Consider the following 17212-nt stretch of genomic DNA (forward strand, 5'->3'; position numbering starts at 1 on the left):
CCGGCGGCCGGCACGGGCGGCGCGGCCAAGGCCAAGCGCCGCGTCGGCACCAAGAAGGCCGGCTCCGCGGTCAGCGGCGACACCCTCGCCTCGCCGATGCAGGGCACCATCGTCAAGGTCGCCGTCGAGGAGGGCCAGGTCGTCGCCGAGGGCGAGCTGATCGTCGTCCTGGAGGCCATGAAGATGGAACAGCCCCTCAACGCCCACAAGGCCGGCACCATCGTCGGCCTCAAGGCCGAGGTCGGCGCCAGCGTCTCCAGCGGCGCCGCACTCTGCGAGATCAAGGACTGACGCAGTCCGCCCACCGGACCGGTCCGTACACCCACGGGGTGTGCGGACCGGTTCCGTTTCCGGCCCGGGGCCGCCGCGGCGGGCCGGCTACCGCACGCGCGGGATGGCGCCCAGCTCGGCGAGCCGGGCCGGCAGCGGGCCGCCGGGGCCCGCGGGGCCGCCGTGCGCGCCCGGGCGGCGCTGGCCGGGCAGCGGCGCGCCCCCGGGCGGCGGGGCGGCCCGGCGGGCCATCGGGCCGGGCTGGGTCTGGTGGACCGGCCCGCTGCCGGTGCCGTGCACCGGGGCGTCCCCGGCGGGGGCGGCGCCGAGCGGCGCGAGGTCGATCTGCACGCCGCAGTCGGCGAGCGCGTCCAGCTCGCGCGCGGTGCCGTCCTCGGAGGTGGCCTGCTCGTCCGTGACCAGCCGGGTGATGGTCTCGGTCGGCACGGTCTGGAACATGGTGTCCGCGCCGAGCTTGGTGTGGTCGGCGAGGACGATGACCTCGGCGGCCGACTGCACCAGAGCCCGGTCCACGCTCGCGGAGAGCATGTTCGTGGTCGACAGGCCGCGTTCGGCCGTCAGCCCGCTGCCGGAGATGAACGCCTTGGAGACCCGCAGCCCGTGCAGCGACTGCTCCGCCCCGCTGCCCACCAGGGCGTAGTTGGAGCCCCGCAGGGTCCCGCCGGTCATCACCACCTCCACCCGGTTGGCGTGCGCCAGCGCCTGGGCGACCAGCAAGGAGTTGGTGACCACCGTCAGCCCGGGCACCCGGGCCAGTCTGCGGGCCAGCTCCTGGGTGGTGGTACCGGCGCCGACCACCACGGCGTCACCCTCCTCCACCAGGCCCGCGGCGAGATCGGCGATGGCGCTCTTCTCGGCCGCGGAGAGGTGGGTCTTCTGCGGGTAGCCGGGTTCGCGGCTGAAGCCGCCGGGGAGCACCGCGCCGCCGTGCCGGCGGTCGAGGAGCCCTTCTGCCTCCAGTGCCCGTACGTCTCGGCGCACGGTCACTTCGGAGGTCTGGACGACGCGGGCCAGTTCACGGAGCGACACGGCTCCGTTGGCGCGCACCATTTCGAGGATCAACTGGCGACGTTCTGCTGCAAACACAGAACCGACGGTAACCTGCGTGACCGTCTGCTTTCAGGCGTTTGCAGCTGGTAGCCGGAATTGCTCACGCACGAGCGGCGCGTGACCGTACAATACGCGCCGTCAGCAAACCGGAACTGCGCCCGCCGTCCGGGTGAAACCCCTGCACGCGCGAAGGGCGGCCACCTGCCGGCAGCCGCCCTCAACTTCGCGTCGGGTGCTCAGTTTTCGCCCTCGGCCCGCTTCCTGATGTGGAGCTGGCGGGCGGCCTCGGCGGTCGAGCCGGAGACCGACGGGTAGACGGTGAAGGCGCTGGCCACCTGTTCGACCGTCAGATTGGCGTCCACCGCGAGCGAGATCGGGTGGATCAGTTCGCTGGCGCGCGGGGCGACCACCACACCGCCGACCACGATGCCGGTGCCCGGGCGGCAGAACAGCTTCACGAAGCCGTCCCGGATGCCCTGCATCTTGGCCCGCGGGTTGCCGCGCAGCGGAAGCTTGACCTCGACCGCGTCCATCTTGCCGCACTTCACGTCGGCGGCGGTGTAGCCGACGGTCGCGATCTCCGGGTCGGTGAAGACGTTGGAGGCCACGGTCTTCAGGTTCAGCGGCTGCACCGCGTCGCCGAGCGCGTGGTACATCGCGATCCGGCCCTGCATGGCCGCCACCGAGGCGAGCATGAAGACGCCGGTGCAGTCGCCGGCCGCGTACACGCCGGGGGCACTGGTGCGGGAGACCCGGTCGACCTGGATCTGGCCCCAGTCGTTGAGCTTGACCCCGGCCTCCTCCAGGCCCATGTCCGCGGTGTTCGGGATCGAGCCGACCGCCATCAGGCAGTGCGTGCCCTTGATCACCGTGCCGTCGGAGAGAGTCACCTCGACGTGGTCGCCCACGCGCTTGGCGCCCTCGGCGCGGGAGCGGCTCATCACGTTCATGCCGCGGCGGCGGAAGACCTCCTCCAGCACCTCGGCGGCGTCCGGGTCCTCGCCCGGCAGCACCCGGTCACGGCTGGAGACCAGGGTGACCTTGGAGCCGATCGCCTGGTAGGCGCCGGCGAACTCGGCGCCGGTGACGCCGGAGCCGACCACGATCAGCTCGCGCGGCAGCTCGTCCAGGTCGTACACCTGGGTCCAGGTCAGGATCCGCTCGCCGTCCGGCTGGGCGTCCGGCAGCTCGCGCGGGTGGGCCCCGGTGGCGATCAGCACCGCGTCGGCGCGCAGCGACTGGACGCTGCCGTCGGGCGCGTCCACCAGCACCTCGCGGGAGCCGTCCACGGCCTGCCCGCCGGCGCCGAGCCGGCCCCGGCCGCGCAGCACCGTCACGCCGGCACGGGTCACCGACTGGGTGATGTCGTGCGACTGCGCGATGGCGAGTCGCTTCACCCGTCGGTTGACCTTGCCCAGGTCCACGCCGACCACCCTGGCCTGCTGCTCCAGCGGCGGGGTGTCGTCGGCGACGATGATGCCCAGCTCCTCGTACGAGCTGTCGAAGGTCGTCATCACCTCCGCGGTCGCGATCAGGGTCTTCGACGGCACGCAGTCCGTGAGCACCGCCGATCCGCCCAGACCGTCGCGGTCGACGACGGTCACCTCCGCGCCGAGCTGAGCGGCGACGAGCGCCGCCTCGTAGCCGCCGGGTCCGCCACCGATGATCACGATCCGAGTCACGCTCACCATTGTCCCGTACGCCGGGAGCGCTGCCACGCCGGGGTCGGGGCTTCTGTGCAATCGCCCCGTGAACGTAGGCTTCCCCCCATGCCCCTTTACGCCGCGTATGCCACCAACCTCGATGCCCGGCAGATGACCCGCCGCGCGCCGCACTCCCCCCTGCGCGGCAGCGGGTGGCTGGACGGCTGGCGACTCACCTTCGGCGGCGAACAGCTCGGCTGGGAGGGCTCGCTGGCGACGGTGGTCGAGGACGAGAAGGACCAGGTCTTCGTCTCGCTGTACGACGTCGCGCCGATGGACGAGGAGGGCCTCGACCGCTGGGAGGGCGTCCAGCTCGGCATCTACCGCAAGATCAAGCTGCGCGCGCACACCCTGGACGGCGACATCCCGGTCTGGACGTACGTGCTCAACGACTACGAGGGCGGCCTGCCGGCCGCCCGCTACCTCGGGCTGATCGCGGACGCCGCGGAGAGCGCCGGCGCGCCGCACGACTACGTCCTGGACCTGCGCCGCCGCCCCTGCTGAGGCGCGTCAGGGCGTAGCCGGGCCGTGCCAGGAGACGGCGGTGGCGGCCAGGGCCGCCGCCACCGCGGCCCGCCGGGCCGGCTCGGTGCGCAGCGCGTTGGCCAGCTCGACGTGCAGCCACGGCACCGCGAGGCCCGCCGCGAAGCGGCCCTCGACGTTGGTGGTGCCCTCCAGCTGCCCGCACTTCTCCTGCCACGCCCGGCAGACCGCGAACCCGGCCCGCCCGAGCCCGGCCGCGGTCAGCTCGGCGGCCGGACCGGCCTGGCCCGCGCCGCTGGAGACCACCGTGTCCTGCCCGGGCAGGCTCCCCTCGTCGAAGCCGTGCACCTGGATGCCGGGCAGCCCGCGCGCGGTGAGCGCCTCGATCACGGCGGCGAACACGGTGTCGCTGCGGTGGGCCGGATCGGACGAGCCGTCCGCGCCCGCCCTGCGGTGCGCCCCGGCGAGCACCAGCACCCCGCCGGGCGCGGCCCGGAAGAGGTCCACCCCGAGCATTTCGGTGCGACTGTCGGAGACGGGGTGCGGCACCTGCACCGACCAGTAGTCCTTCGCCGAGAGGTCCAGGTAGACCCGGCCCCAGCCGCGCCGGTCCGCCGGGCCGTCCTCGGCGATCTCGGCCACCCGGCGCCCGCTGCCCGCCTCGGTGAACTCGCTGAGCCGGTAGCCCACCGGTGCGAGCGCCTGCCCGGCCTGCTCGGGCCGCCCGTCGAGCGCCGCCACCACGCCGTCCGCGACGGCCCGGCGCTGCACCGCGTCCGGGACCGTGTACGGGGTGCCCGCGGCGAAGCCGGCGGTGTACGCGTCCACCCGGGCCGCCAGGTCCACCGGCAGCGGGCCGGTCGGGCCCGCCGTGGCCGCCGCTCCCGGCCGCCCCGCGGAACCGCGGGCCGCGACCGTCAGCCCGACGGCCAGCGCCGCCAGCACCAGCAGCGCCGCCATCGGCAGCACGACCGCGCGGCGGGAACCCGCTCTCTTCACGGGCAGAGTCTCCATAGGGCGAGAACTTACCGTGCGCGCCTCTTTTTCCATGATCCACACAGGGCGTACCCAAAGATTCTCCGTTTCGATACTGAAACGTGACAGCATTTCGTGAACCACTTCGTACGCTTTTCAGGTTTTGACCAGGGCTTGACCACAGGTCGCGGCGCGGCTCCGGGGGGCGGCGGACACGCCGCAGCCCCCGAACCGATGACGAGGCCCTCGTGAGCACGGCAACCAACCCGCCGCGGCAGCACCGCTATCGCCGACGGGCCGACATGCCGCTGCTCGGGGGCATCCGACCGCCGATCGCGCTGCTGCTGATCCTGCTGCTGGCCGTCGCCGCGATCACCGCGCTCGCCGTCGGGGGCCTGCGGGTGGACGACACCCCGCAGGCCGTCCGCGAGTCCCACCAGTTCGCCGCCGAGGACACCGCCGGCTCGCTCCGCGCCGGACTCCACGAGAGCGCCACCGACCTGCGCCGCGCCGCCGCCCGCTACGACGGCGCCCCCGCCGAGCCCGCGGCCGTGCTGACCGCGCTCGGCCAGGCGTACCAGAAGTGGCGCGGCACGGTGATCGTCCGGCCCGACACCGGCCGGCTGCTCGCCGCCCGCGGCGAGACCGTCCCGCTGGCCGGCCTCGACCTCGCCAAGGTCACCGACACCGCACCCGCGCCGCTGCTGGTGCCCTCCACCGCCGGAACCCGGCTGCTCACCTTCGCCCTGGTGACCACCAAGGCGGACGGCCGGGCCCTGCTGGTCGCCTCCGACAACCTGCGGCTGCCCGGCATCGCCACCCGCAAGGAACAGACCATCCAGGTCCTCGACGCCACCGGCGCCGTCCTGGACTCCACCGGCGCCGCGCTCGCCGAGCCCGACAAGCGGCTGGTCGCCACCGCCCGGGAGCGCGCCGCCCGGCAGCGCCCCGCGCCCGGCGAGACCGCCTCCGGCAGCCTGGCCGGCAGCCCCGACGACAAGGGCGTGCGCCGGGTGGCCGGCTACGCGGTCGTCGCCACCCCCGGCGGGCACGACCCGGCCACCCCGCTCGGCCTCACCGTCGTCTCCACCAGCACGGTCGACGGCAAGCCCGGCAGCCTGCGCCACCCGGCCCTCGGCCTGGCCGCCGCCGGCGCGCTGCTGGTGGTCGCCCTGCTGCTGGCCTTCTTCCTGATCCGCACCCTCCAGCGCCCCCTGCTCCGGCTCTTCCTGGACGCCCGCCGGCTCACCCGCGGCGAGCTGGACCAGCCGGTCCGCGGGCCCAGGCGCGGCGAGGCCGGCCGGATCAACCGCGCCCTGGAGGAGCTGCGGCTCCAGCTGCTCGACCCGGCCCGCCCGCCGGCCGAGGCCCCGGCGGCGAAGCGCCGCCCCGGGATCGCGCTGCCGCTCGCCCTGTGCGCCGTCGTCATCCTCGGCTGGTCCGGCCCGCTGCTCCTGCTCGGCGGTTCCGACACCGAGGTCCGCGTCCCGACCCAGGTGGTGGCCGGCCAGCGGGACCGCACCGACACCGCCGCCGACCGGGTCCGCCAGGCGCTCAACGAGGGCTACGCCGACCTGCGCTCGCTCGCCCCCGCGCTCGCCGGCGCCTCCGTCGGCCAGGCCACGACCCTGCTCCGGGCCACCCTCGCGGAGCACGACCGCTACCGCTCGCTCTACGTCCTCGGCGCCGGCGGCGAGCTGCTCGCCCAGGCCGGCGACACCCCGCACCGCACCGGGCCGGAGGCGGTCGGCCCGAGCGGCGTCCTGCTGCTCAACACGTCCGGCAAGGAGCCGCGGATCGCCGCCCGCGCGGCGCTCACCGCCGCCCCCGCCGAGCCGGAGGGGGACGACGCCCAGGCGGCCAAGGGCCCGGTGGTGGTCGGCGAGTTCAAGACCGACTTCCTGAGCACCCTGCTCACCCGCCCGGGCCTCGGCCGGGTCTGGCTGATCGACGACCGGCAGCGCGTCCTCGCCGCCAACGAGGGCTACAGCTCGTTCGGCGACCTCCCCGAGGGCCGTGCCCGGGCCGTCCTGGACGACGCCAAGAAGGGCCCCGCCGCCGATGTCGTGCGGACCGGCGGCGACCCCTCCCTGGTCTCCGCCGCCCAGCTCGGCGGCAACGGCACCGTCGCCAAGCTCGGCTGGTCCGTGGTCACCGCCCACCCGGTGGCCTGGCTCCACCTCGACCAGAACCGGGCCGACCGGCGCGCCGTGCTGGCCGGCATGCTCGGCCTGGCCGCCGCCACGCTCTGCCTCGGCTGGCTCTTCATCGCCGTCGGCCTGCCGCTGCGCCGCCTCGCCGCGAGCGCCGAGGCGCTGGCCGCCGGGGACCGCCGCACCGTGCTCTACCCCGTCCACCACGACGAGGTCGGCGCCGTCGCCCGCAGCCTGGAGCTGATCCGCCAGGACCTCGGGTCCGCCGCCAAGGCCCCGCCCGGCCGCGGCGCGCCCACCGCCCCCGCGTCCACCACCGCCGCCTCCACCACCGCCCGCTGAGAGGACCTCCGACGTGCTCTTCCTCTACCTCGTGCTGCTGGTGTGCTGCGCCGTCCTGCTGGTGGCGGGCATCGTCGAGCAGCGCCGGCACTTCGCGGCGCTGGAGCAGATCCCCACCCGGGTGCTGGTCAACGGCATCCGCGGCAAGAGCTCGATCACCCGGCTCTGCGCCGGCGCGCTGCGCGGCGGCGACCTGGTCACCGTCGCCAAGACCACCGGTACCGCGGCCCGGTTCATCCACCCCGACGCGACGGAGGAGCCGGTCTACCGCAAGTTCGGCATCGCCAACGTGGTGGAGCAGATCGGCATCGTCCGCCGCGCCGCGACCTACCGCCCGGACGCCCTGGTGATCGAGTGCATGGCGGTGATGCCGGCGCTCCAGGAGGTCAACCAGACCAAGCTGATCCGCTCCACCATCGGCGTGCTCTGCAACGTCCGTGAGGACCACCTCGCCGAGATGGGCCCGACCCTGGACGACGTCGCCCGCTCGCTCTCCCGCTCGATGCCGGTCGGCGGCGTCTGCGTCACCGCCGAGCAGGAGCGCGCGCACATCCTGCGCGAGGAGGCGGCCCGGCGGAACTGCGAGCTGATCGTCGTCGACCCGGAGTCGGTGACCGACGAGGAGCTGCGCGGCTTCAGCTGGTTCACCTTCAAGGAGAACGTGGCCATCGCCCTCGCCGTCGCCGAGCTCCTCGGCGTGGAACGGCAGACGGCGCTCCAGGGCATGTGGCAGGCGCCGCCGGACCCGGGCGTCCTCTCGGTCGAGCGCTACCGCACCGAGGACGGCAAGCGGCTGCGGTTCGCCAACGTGTTCGCGGCCAACGATCCCGAGTCCACCCTGATGAACGTCCGCCAGCTGGAGGGCCTCGGCGCGATCAACCGCCCGCTGAACGTGGTGATCAACTGCCGCCCGGACCGCGTCGAGCGCAACGGCCAGATGGGCCAGATCGTGCCGGACCTCGACCCGGACACCGTCTTCCTGATCGGCCACCCCACCAAGAGCGCCCGGGACGGCATCCCGGCGGGCTGGTCGGGGCGGGTGGTCGACCTCGGCGGCGACAAGCGCGACCCGGCGGCGCTCACCGCGGAGCTGCTGGCCGGCCTCGGGCCGGACTCCTCGCTGGTCGCGATCGGCAACATCCACGGCCAGGGCGAGCTGTTCCTGGACGAGCTCGCCCGGCTGGCCCCCGACGACGAGCCGGACGCGGATCCGTACGAGGCGCCGTACGAGGAGCCGCACGGGGATCCGTACGAGGAGCCGGACGTGGTGACCGGGTACCGGCCGGACACGGGGTACCGCCCGTACGACGAGCCCGGGCCGGCGTACTACACGGAACCCGCGTACGCCCGGCCCGCCCACCCCGGACCCGCGTACGACGGTCCGGCCACCGCCCAGCCCGTGTACGTCCCGGAGCCGCTGCCCGACTCCTGGTTCGACCCGGCCCCCGCCCGCCCGCAGCGCCCCTTCCCGTACGGAGACCAGCAGTGATCCCCACCGAGCTCACCCCCGAGATCGCCGCCATCGGCATCGCGCTCGGCCTGGTCTTCTCGCTCGTCTGCTACCTGACCACCAACCTCTCCCCCGGCGGCATGATCACCCCCGGCTGGCTGGCCCTCACCCTGGTCGAGGACCTCCAGCGGGTGGCCATCGTGATCGGCGTGACGGTGCTGACCTACCTCGCCACCCGGGTCGTCCAGAAGCTGGTGATCCTGTACGGCAAGCGGCTGTTCGCCGCCGTGGTGCTGATCGGCGTGCTGCTCCAGGCCACCGTGATGCTGGTCCTCCAGCGCGAGCTGCCCACCCTGTACGCCAACCAGACGCTCGGCTTCATCGTCCCCGGCCTGATCGCCTACCAGCTGGTCCGCCAGCCGCGGGCCGCCACCCTGATGGCCACCAGCACGGTGACGCTCGCCAACTACGTCGTCCTCACCGCCGGCGTGCTGCTCGGCGCCCTCCCCGGCACGTAGGACCGACCGGTGGGCCGCCCCTGGTGCCCACCGGACCGGCCCCGTCCCGCCCCCTCCAGGAAGCGCCCATGCCAGTCACCCGGAAGTCCCTGCTCAGCGGCGGTCTCGCCGTCACCCTGCTGGCCGCCAGCGGGTACCTCACCGTCCAGTTGCGGGACCGTGACGGGCAGCCCGCCGCGGCCGGCGGCACCGCGCCGCTGATCGCCGCCACCGTCACGCCGAGCCCGGCCGCCGCCCAGGGCACCGCCCAGGCCGGCGCCGGCTACCGGTACGAGCGGCTGGCCGGGCCGGACCGCACGGTGGTCCGGGACTCCCGCGGCGGCGTGGTCGCCACCCTGACCGACGGCGCCCGCACCGCCGTCCTGGCCGGACCGAGCCGCACCTTCACCGAACCGGGCACCACCTCGGCCACCCTGGTCAGCGACAGCTGGGTCCGGCTGATGCCGCAGGCCTGGAAGGCCGGCGCGGAGAACGACGGCTGGTTCCGCACCTGGTTCCAGCAGTCGCTGGGCTCCACGGCGGACGACGTGCTGGCGATCGCCACCCAGTACCTGGCGGGCGCGCCGGAGGGCAAGGACGCCAAGGGCGTACGGATCAAGGGCGACGCCTCGTTCGGCCCGCTCAACCCGAACGGCTCGGCCGGCAACGACCTGCGGCTGGAGCAGACCGACTTCCTCGACTACCTCGGCACCGCGTACACCTTCGCCGACAAGGTCACCAAGCAGCCCGACAAGACCCGCTACGGCGCCTTCGACTGCTCCGGCTTCGTCCGGATGGTCTACGGCTACCGCTCCGGCTACCCGCTGCTCAGCAAGGACGTCGCCGGCAACGGCCTCCAGCGCACCGCCAACGGCCTGGCCCGGCTCGCGCCCGGCGTGCCGGTGCTGCCGCTGACCACCGCGCCCGGCTCTGACACCACCCTGCGGCCCGCCTCGATCGACCCGCTGCAACCCGGCGACCTGGTCTTCTTCGAGATCGACGCGCGCACCGGGGCCCGGCTCGACCACACCGGCATCTACCTCGGCCTGGACACCGACGGCCACCCCCGCTACGTCTCCAGCCGCGAGGAGGCCAACGGCCCGACCTTCGGCGACAAGGGCGGCACCGCGCGACTGGACGACAACGGCATGTACGCCAAGGGGCTGCGGAGCGCCAAGCGGCTGTAGGTTGCTCCCGTGCGGACGGGCGGAAAGGGGCCTGCGAGCTGTACTTTCACGCCATCCGGGTAACGATCCGGCACGTCGCGCCAGGATTTTCTACGCGCGTAGCCATTTCCCGTCTATCCTCGGACGTGTGAACGCATCTCCTCAGTCGGTCGTCTCCGCCGACCCCTACGCCGCCGCCCAGGCCGCCGCCGCGCGCCTGCGCGAGCTGACCGGTGCCGAGCGCCACGACGTCGCCCTGGTGATGGGCTCCGGCTGGGTGCCGGCCGCCGACGCCCTGGGCGAGACCGTGGCAGAGTTCCCGGTCACCGACCTCCCGGGCTTCCCCGCCCCCGCCGTGGCCGGCCACGCCGGCAAGATCCGCTCGGTGAAGATCGGCGACAAGCGCGCCCTGATCTTCCTCGGCCGCAACCACTACTACGAGGGCCACGGCGTGGCCACCGTGGTCCACGGCGTGCGCACCGCCGCCGCCGCGGGCTGCGGCATCATCGTGCTGACCAACGGCTGCGGCGGTCTGCGCGAGGGCTGGGTCCCCGGCCAGCCGGTCCTGATCAGCGACCACATCAACCTGACCGCGGACTCCCCGATCGTCGGCGCCAACTTCGTCGACCTGACGGACCTCTACTCCAAGCGCCTGCGCGACCTCTGCCGCGAGGTGGACTCCTCCCTCGACGAGGCCGTCTACGTGCAGTTCCGCGGCCCGCACTACGAGACCCCGGCCGAGGTCCACATGGCCCGGGTGATCGGCGGCGAGCTGGTCGGCATGTCCACCACGCTGGAGGCCATCGCCGCCCGCGAGGCCGGCTCCGAGGTGCTCGGCATCTCCCTGGTCACCAACCTCGCCGCCGGCATGACCGGCGAGCCGCTCAACCACGCCGAGGTCCTGGAGGCCGGCAAGGCCTCCGCCGAGCGCATGGGCGCGCTGCTGGCGAAGGTCCTTGAGCGGATCTGACCCGGATCTGGTTCACAATCGTGAGCGACGGGGTCCGCGGACGGCTGTGATCAGCGGATCACAGCCGCCTGCGGGCCCCGTCCGCATGCGCACACCCACCCACTTGCGGAACTTCCCAACGGAGCTGGCCTTGACGCAGGCACCCACCACCGATCTCCTCACCCGGGCCCGGGCCTGGCTGGCCGAGGACCCCGACCCGCAGACCCGCGAGGAGCTGACCTCGCTGCTGGCCGTGGCCGAGGGCCCGGAGGCCGAGGCGGACAGCAAGCTCGCCTGGTCCCAGCTGGCCGAGCGGTTCTCCGGCCGGCTCCAGTTCGGCACCGCCGGCCTGCGCGGCGAGCTGGGCGCGGGCCCGATGCGGATGAACCGCGCCGTGGTGATCCGGGCCGCCGCCGGGCTGGTCGCCTACGTGAAGAAGGAACAGCTCGGCGACCTCGTCGTGATCGGTTACGACGCCCGCCACAAGTCGTACGACTTCGCCCGCGACACCGCCGCCGTGGTGGTCGGCGCGGGCCTGCGCGCCGCGCTGCTGCCGCACGCCCTGCCCACCCCGGTGCTCGCCTTCGCCGTCCGCCACCTCGGCGCGGCCGCCGGCGTCACCGTCACCGCCAGCCACAACCCGCCGCAGGACAACGGCTACAAGGTCTACCTGGGCGACGGCTCGCAGATCGTCCCGCCGGCCGACGCCGGGATCGCCGCCGAGATCGACGCGATCGGCTCGCTCGCCGAGGTCCCGCTCGCCGAGGACGGCTGGGAGGTCGTCGGCGATGACGTCGTCGAGGCGTACCTGGCCCGCGCCGTCTCGATCGTGGACCCGCACAGCCCGCGCGACCTCGACGTCGTCTACACCCCGATGCACGGCGTCGGCCGCGACACCCTGGTCGCCGCCTTCCGCCGGGCCGGCTTCCCCGCGCCCACCGTGGTCGCCGAGCAGGCCGAGCCCGACCCGGACTTCCCGACCGTGGCCTTCCCCAACCCGGAGGAGCCGGGGGCGATGGACCTCGCCTTCCGCACCGCCGCCTCGGTCGGCCCGGACATCGTCATCGCCAACGACCCGGACGCCGACCGCTGCGCGGTGGCCGTCCCCGCCAACGGCAACGCCGCAGGCGGCCCCGGTCAGGGCAGCGGCTGGCGGATGCTCCGCGGCGACGACGTCGGCGCGCTGCTCGGCGCCGCGCTGGTCGCCAAGAAGGCCGCCGGCACCTTCGCCACCACCATCGTCTCCTCCACGCTGCTCGGCCGGATCGCCGAGGCGGCGGGCCTCGGGTACGCCGAGACGCTCACCGGCTTCAAGTGGATCGCCCGCGCCGACGGCCTGCGCTACGGCTACGAGGAGGCGCTCGGCTACTGCGTCGACCCGCAGGGCGTGCGCGACAAGGACGGCATCACCGCCGCCCTGCTGGTCGCCGAACTGGCCGCCACGCTCAAGCAGTCCGGCCGCACCCTGGCCGACCTGCTGGACGACCTGGCGCTGGAGCACGGCCTGCACGCCACCGACCAGCTCTCCGTCCGTGTCCAGGACCTCTCGCTGATCGCCGACGCGATGCGGCGCCTGCGCGAGCAGCCGCCGACCGCGCTGGCCGGCCTGAAGGTCACCCAGGCGGACGACCTGACCGCCGGCTCCGCCGACCTGCCGCCGACCGACGGCCTGCGCTACTACCTGGCCGGCGAGGCCGTCCGCTCGGCCCGGATCGTCGTCCGGCCGTCCGGCACCGAACCCAAGCTGAAGTGCTACCTGGAGGTCGTCCTCCCGGTGGCCTCCGCCGCCGACCTGGCCGGCGCCCGCGAGCGCGCCGCCGGGCTGCTCGACGGGATCAAGCGCGACCTGGCCGCGGCCGCCGGGATCGACGCCTGACGCACCCCGCAGGCGCCTGACGCACCCGCAGACGACGAAGGGCCCGCCGAGACCGGCGGGCCCTTCGTCGTCGTGGTTCCTAGGCCGCGATCGCGGCGATCAGCGCGACCAGGCCGGCCAGCGTCGGCGCGATGATCCACCAGCACCAGCGGACGGTCACCGGCCCGGCCGCGTCGGGGCTCGACGCGTTCCGCTCGGCCATCTCCTGGAGCACCGCGACCACCTGGTCGGACCAGGCCCTGGTCGAGTCCGGCGAGCCGAGGACCTCGGGGACGGGCTGGCGCCCCACGACCATCCCCAGCCGGGAGGTGTGCTCGACGCCGCCGCCGCGCTGCTGGGCCCGGTTGGCCCGCTTGCGCTGGCGCAGCGACACCGGCACCGCCCACACCTGGAACTTGCGGCCGTCCGCCAGCAGCTCCACCGAGTACCCGGCCCGCAGCGCGTCCACCGACGCCCACGGCGCCGTGATCGTCCGCAGCGGGTTGCGCACCACCAGCCGCCGGTCGTTGGCCAGCACGGCCGGCCGCAGCGTGTAGGCGATCACCGGGAAGGCGAACACCGGTACCGCGGCCAGAGCCACGTACGGTGTCTTCCCCGTCCCGTTGAGCGCCGCGTCCCCGATCAGCCACCCGGCCACGGCCAACAACAGCACGCCGGAGATCACACCGGGAATGGAGCGGTACACGCGGTCGGCGTACACGGGCTCCCCGTCGGAGCCGGCCGGGCCCTGGTGGGGCTTGCCGTCGGATTCGGTCATGCCGACGATTCTGCCGCATGGCCCCCGCGATCTACAGGGGTGACCAGCGGGGCGGACGGGGTTCGGAGGTCTCGGTCCGGCATCGAAAAGGTCCGGGCCTAGCGCAATGTTACGCGCGTAGATATGCTGGTCTGGTGACTATGTCCACTCTTGCAGCCAATGCCCCCGGCGTTGCGGGCAGCGGTCTCCAGGACGTTGCGGCGTCCGAGGCCTCGCTCCGCCGCTTCCTGCACGGCCTGCCCGGCGTCGACCAGGTCGGCCTGGAGGCGCGCGCCGCCACTCTCGGTACCCGCTCGATCAAGACCACGGCGAAGGCCTATGCCATCGACCTCGCCATCTCGATGATCGACCTGACCACGCTCGAAGGCGCGGACACGGTCGGCAAGGTGCGCGCGCTCTGCGCGAAGGGCCGGACCCCCGACCCCACCGACCCGGCCACCCCCCGGGTCGCCGCGATCTGTGTCTACCCGGACATGGTCGCCACCGCGAAGGCCGCGCTGCAGGGCACCGACATCCAGGTCGCCTCCGTCGCCACCGCCTTCCCCGCCGGGCGCGCCGCGCTCCCGGTGAAGCTGGCCGACACCGCCGACGCGGTCGCGGCCGGCGCCGACGAGATCGACATGGTGATCGACCGGGGCGCCTTCCTCTCCGGCCGGTACATGGACGTCTTCAACGAGATCGTCGCCGTCAAGGAGGCGTGCAGGCGCCCGGACGGCACCTCCGCCCACCTCAAGGTGATCTTCGAGACCGGCGAGCTGCAGACGTACGACAACGTGCGCCGCGTCTCGTGGCTGGCGATGCTGGCCGGTGCCGACTTCATCAAGACCTCGACCGGCAAGGTCGCCGTCAACGCGACCCCGCCGGTCACCCTGCTGATGCTGGAGGCGGTCCGCGACTTCAAGGCGCAGACCGGCGTCCAGGTCGGCGTCAAGCCCGCCGGCGGCATCAAGACCACCAAGGACGCCATGAAGTACCTGGTGATGGTCAACGAGACGCTCGGCGACGACTGGCTGACCCCGCACTGGTTCCGCTTCGGCGCCTCCAGCCTGCTCAACGACCTGCTGATGCAGCGTCAGAAGCTGACCACCGGACGGTACTCCGGCCCCGACTACGTGACGGTGGACTGATCACCATGGCCAAGAAGAACACCATCGAGGAGCCCGTGGCCCCCAAGCGCGGCGGCCTCTTCGAGTACGCCCCGGCCCCCGAGTCGCCCGCCGCCGCGGGTGACATCGCCACCTCCTACGGCCACTTCATCGGCGGCGAGTTCGTCGACTCCTCCGGCAGCGAGGCCCTGAAGACGGTCAACCCGGCCACCGAGCAGGTGCTCGCCGAGTTCGCCCAGGGCACCGACGAGGACGTGGACCGCGCCGTCGCCGCCGCCCGCAAGGCCTTCACCGGCTGGTCGGCGCTGCCCGGCAGCGAGCGCGCCAAGTACCTGTTCCGGATCGCCCGGATCATCCAGGAGCGCAGCCGCGAGCTGGCCGTCCTGGAGTCGATCGACAACGGCAAGCCGATCCGCGAGACCCGCGACGTCGACCTGCCGCTGGTCGCCGCGCACTTCTTCTACTACGCGGGCTGGGCGGACAAGCTCGACTACGCCGGCTTCGGCGCCGCCCCGAAGCCGCTGGGCGTGGCCGGCCAGGTCATCCCGTGGAACTTCCCGCTGCTGATGCTGGCGTGGAAGATCGCCCCGGCGCTGGCCACCGGCAACACGGTCGTGCTCAAGCCGGCCGAGACCACCCCGCTGACCGCGCTCCGCTTCGCCGACATCTGCCGCCAGGCCGGTCTGCCGAAGGGCGTCGTCAACATCGTCACCGGTGACGGCCGCACCGGCGCCGCGCTCACCGCGCACCCGGACGTCAACAAGGTCGCCTTCACCGGCTCCACCCCGGTCGGCCGGGCGATCGCCAAGCAGCTGGCGGGCACCCGCAAGAAGCTGTCGCTGGAGCTGGGCGGCAAGGCCGCCAACATCGTCTTCGACGACGCGGCGATCGACCAGGCCGTCGAGGGCATCGTCAACGGCATCTTCTTCAACCAGGGCCACGTCTGCTGCGCGGGTTCGCGCCTGCTGGTCCAGGAGTCGGTCCAGGACGAGCTGCTGGACGCGCTGAAGCGCCGGATGGCCACCCTGCGGGTCGGCGACCCGCTGGACAAGAACACCGACATCGGTGCCATCAACTCGGCCGAGCAGCTGGCCCGGATCACCGCGCTGACCGACGCCGGCGAGGCCGAGGGCGCCGAGCGCTGGTCGCCCGCCTGCGAGCTTCCGGGCACCGGCTTCTGGTTCAAGCCGACCGTCTTCACCGGCGTCAGCCAGGCCCACCGGATCGCCCAGGAGGAGATCTTCGGCCCGGTCCTGTCGGTGCTGTCCTTCCGCACCCCCGAAGAGGCGGTCGCGAAGGCCAACAACACCCCGTACGGCCTCTCCGCCGGCATCTGGACGGAGAAGGGCTCGCGCATCCTCTGGATGGCCAGCAAGCTCAAGGCCGGCGTGGTCTGGGCCAACACCTTCAACAAGTTCGACCCGACCTCGCCGTTCGGCGGTTACAAGGAGTCGGGCTACGGCCGCGAGGGTGGCCGCCACGGTCTGGAGGCCTACCTCGATGTCTGATGTCGTGAGCCGTCTTGATGTCCTCAAGACCTACAAGCTGTACGTCGGCGGGAAGTTCCCGCGCTCCGAGAGTGGGCGGGTGTACGAGGTGACCGACTCCAAGGGCGAGTGGCTCGCCAACGCCCCGCTCGGCACCCGCAAGGACGCCCGCGACGCGGTCGTGGCCGCCCGTGCGGCGGTCAAGGGCTGGGCCGGCACCACCGCGTACAACCGCGGCCAGGTGCTGTACCGGGTCGCCGAGATGCTCCAGGGCCGGCGCGAGCAGTTCGCCACCGAGGTTGCGCTCTCCGAGGGCGTCGGCCCGAAGAAGGCCGCCGCCCTGGTGGACGCGGCGATCGACCGCTGGGTCTGGTACGCGGGCTGGACCGACAAGGTCGCCCAGATCGCGGGCGGCGCCAACCCGGTCGCCGGGCCGTACTTCAACCTCTCCACCCCGGAGCCGACCGGTGTGGTCGGGATCGTCGCCCCGCAGGCCGGCTACGGGCACTCGCTGCTCGGCCTGGTCTCGGTGATCGCCCCGGCCATCGCGACCGGCAACACGGTGGTGGTCGCGGCCGCGGCCGACGCCCCGCTGCCGGCCCTGTCGCTGGGCGAGGTGCTGGCCACCTCGGACGTCCCGGGCGGCGTCGTCAACATCGTCTCGGGCCGGACCGCCGACATCGCGCCCACCCTGGCCTCGCACCAGGACGTCAACGCGGTGGACCTCACCGGGGCGATCGCGGCCGACGGTCCCGGCGCGGCGGGCGCGCTGGAGGCCGCCGCCGCGGATACCCTGAAGAGGGTGGTCCGTCCGGAGCTGGACCCGTTCGCCCAGGACTGGACCAATGCTCCCGGTACCGACCGGCTACTCTCGTTCCTGGAGACGAAGACGGTCTGGCACCCGATGGGGATCTGACCTCCCCGTCG

General features: G+C 73.5%; 15 protein-coding genes. 11 read left to right on the top strand and 4 right to left on the bottom strand.

The genetic code is table 11. The features are described from left to right. Positions 1 to 291 (top strand): acetyl-CoA carboxylase biotin carboxyl carrier protein subunit (locus ACFC1F_RS17590; protein ID WP_376159254.1); only part of this gene is annotated, 291 nt, incomplete at its 5' end. An 87-nt stretch (positions 292 to 378) separates the two neighbouring features. On the opposite strand, the gene ACFC1F_RS17595 is transcribed toward ACFC1F_RS17590, so the two are convergent. Together ACFC1F_RS17595 and ACFC1F_RS17600 are read right to left on the bottom strand one after the other, a co-directional pair. Then, positions 379 to 1341, bottom strand: a complete 963-nt coding sequence (locus ACFC1F_RS17595; protein WP_376159321.1) for a DeoR/GlpR family DNA-binding transcription regulator — start codon at positions 1339 to 1341, stop codon at positions 379 to 381. A 236-nt stretch (positions 1342 to 1577) separates the two neighbouring features. Beyond that, positions 1578 to 3032 (bottom strand): NAD(P)H-quinone dehydrogenase, encoded by a 1455-nt coding sequence (locus tag ACFC1F_RS17600; protein ID WP_209416739.1) that lies wholly within the window; start codon positions 3030 to 3032, stop codon positions 1578 to 1580. 78 nt (positions 3033 to 3110) lie between these two features. On the opposite strand from ACFC1F_RS17600, the gene ACFC1F_RS17605 reads away from it, so the two are divergent. Then, entirely contained in the window at positions 3111 to 3548 is a 438-nt protein-coding gene (locus ACFC1F_RS17605) for a gamma-glutamylcyclotransferase (protein WP_209416740.1), read from the top strand. 6 nt (positions 3549 to 3554) lie between these two features. Here ACFC1F_RS17605 and ACFC1F_RS17610 read toward each other — a convergent pair whose 3' ends face one another. After that, the gene (locus ACFC1F_RS17610; RefSeq protein WP_376159257.1) at positions 3555 to 4526 is read right to left on the bottom strand and encodes a hypothetical protein; all 972 of its coding nucleotides are present in this window, start codon (positions 4524 to 4526) and stop codon (positions 3555 to 3557) included. Between the two features lie 224 nt (positions 4527 to 4750). On the opposite strand from ACFC1F_RS17610, the gene ACFC1F_RS17615 reads away from it, so the two are divergent. The 6 genes from ACFC1F_RS17615 to ACFC1F_RS17640 all read left to right on the top strand — a co-directional run bounded on the left by ACFC1F_RS17615 (position 4751) and on the right by ACFC1F_RS17640 (position 12935). Next, positions 4751 to 6997 carry a HAMP domain-containing protein gene (locus ACFC1F_RS17615; protein ID WP_376159259.1) on the top strand — a complete coding sequence of 749 codons (2247 nt, stop codon included), beginning with the start codon at positions 4751 to 4753 and terminating at the stop codon, positions 6995 to 6997. Positions 6998 to 7010: 13 nt separating this feature from the next. After that, positions 7011 to 8486 (top strand): poly-gamma-glutamate synthase PgsB, encoded by a 1476-nt coding sequence (pgsB, locus tag ACFC1F_RS17620; RefSeq protein WP_376159261.1) that lies wholly within the window; start codon positions 7011 to 7013, stop codon positions 8484 to 8486. Then, positions 8483 to 8965 carry a poly-gamma-glutamate biosynthesis protein PgsC/CapC gene (locus ACFC1F_RS17625; protein ID WP_063349074.1) on the top strand — a complete coding sequence of 161 codons (483 nt, stop codon included), beginning with the start codon at positions 8483 to 8485 and terminating at the stop codon, positions 8963 to 8965. The genes pgsB and ACFC1F_RS17625 overlap by 4 nt, the downstream gene beginning before the upstream one ends. A 68-nt stretch (positions 8966 to 9033) precedes the next feature. Continuing rightward, entirely contained in the window at positions 9034 to 10131 is a 1098-nt protein-coding gene (locus ACFC1F_RS17630; protein ID WP_376159263.1) for an NlpC/P60 family protein, read from the top strand. Between the two features lie 127 nt (positions 10132 to 10258). Then, on the top strand, positions 10259 to 11080 hold the full coding sequence (locus tag ACFC1F_RS17635; RefSeq protein ID WP_376159265.1) for a purine-nucleoside phosphorylase: 822 nt from the start codon (positions 10259 to 10261) through the stop codon (positions 11078 to 11080). 130 nt (positions 11081 to 11210) lie between these two features. After that, positions 11211 to 12935 (top strand): phospho-sugar mutase, encoded by a 1725-nt coding sequence (locus ACFC1F_RS17640; protein ID WP_376159267.1) that lies wholly within the window; start codon positions 11211 to 11213, stop codon positions 12933 to 12935. A 79-nt stretch (positions 12936 to 13014) separates the two neighbouring features. Here the strand turns inward: ACFC1F_RS17640 and ACFC1F_RS17645 are convergent, their stop codons facing one another. Further along, positions 13015 to 13692, bottom strand: coding sequence for a PH domain-containing protein (locus tag ACFC1F_RS17645; RefSeq protein ID WP_209416745.1), 678 nt, complete (start codon positions 13690 to 13692; stop codon positions 13015 to 13017). Positions 13693 to 13832: 140 nt separating this feature from the next. Here ACFC1F_RS17645 and deoC point away from each other — a divergent pair, with 140 nt between their 5' ends. Genes deoC through ACFC1F_RS17660 form a run of 3 tightly spaced genes read left to right on the top strand, consistent with a single transcriptional unit; the run spans position 13833 to position 17201 of the window. Beyond that, positions 13833 to 14819 (top strand): deoxyribose-phosphate aldolase, encoded by a 987-nt coding sequence (gene deoC / locus ACFC1F_RS17650; RefSeq protein WP_209416746.1) that lies wholly within the window; start codon positions 13833 to 13835, stop codon positions 14817 to 14819. A gap of 5 nt (positions 14820 to 14824) precedes the next feature. Continuing rightward, entirely contained in the window at positions 14825 to 16306 is a 1482-nt protein-coding gene (locus ACFC1F_RS17655) for an aldehyde dehydrogenase family protein (RefSeq protein ID WP_209416747.1), read from the top strand. Continuing rightward, a complete protein-coding gene (locus ACFC1F_RS17660) occupies positions 16299 to 17201 on the top strand; it encodes an aldehyde dehydrogenase family protein (RefSeq protein WP_376159269.1) in 903 nt (300 codons plus the stop codon). Before ACFC1F_RS17655 ends, ACFC1F_RS17660 begins: the two co-directional genes overlap by 8 nt. Positions 17202 to 17212 lie beyond the last annotated feature (11 nt).

It is taken from the genome of Kitasatospora sp. NPDC056181 (assembly GCF_042266225.1).
Taxonomy (GTDB): domain Bacteria; phylum Actinomycetota; class Actinomycetes; order Streptomycetales; family Streptomycetaceae; genus Kitasatospora.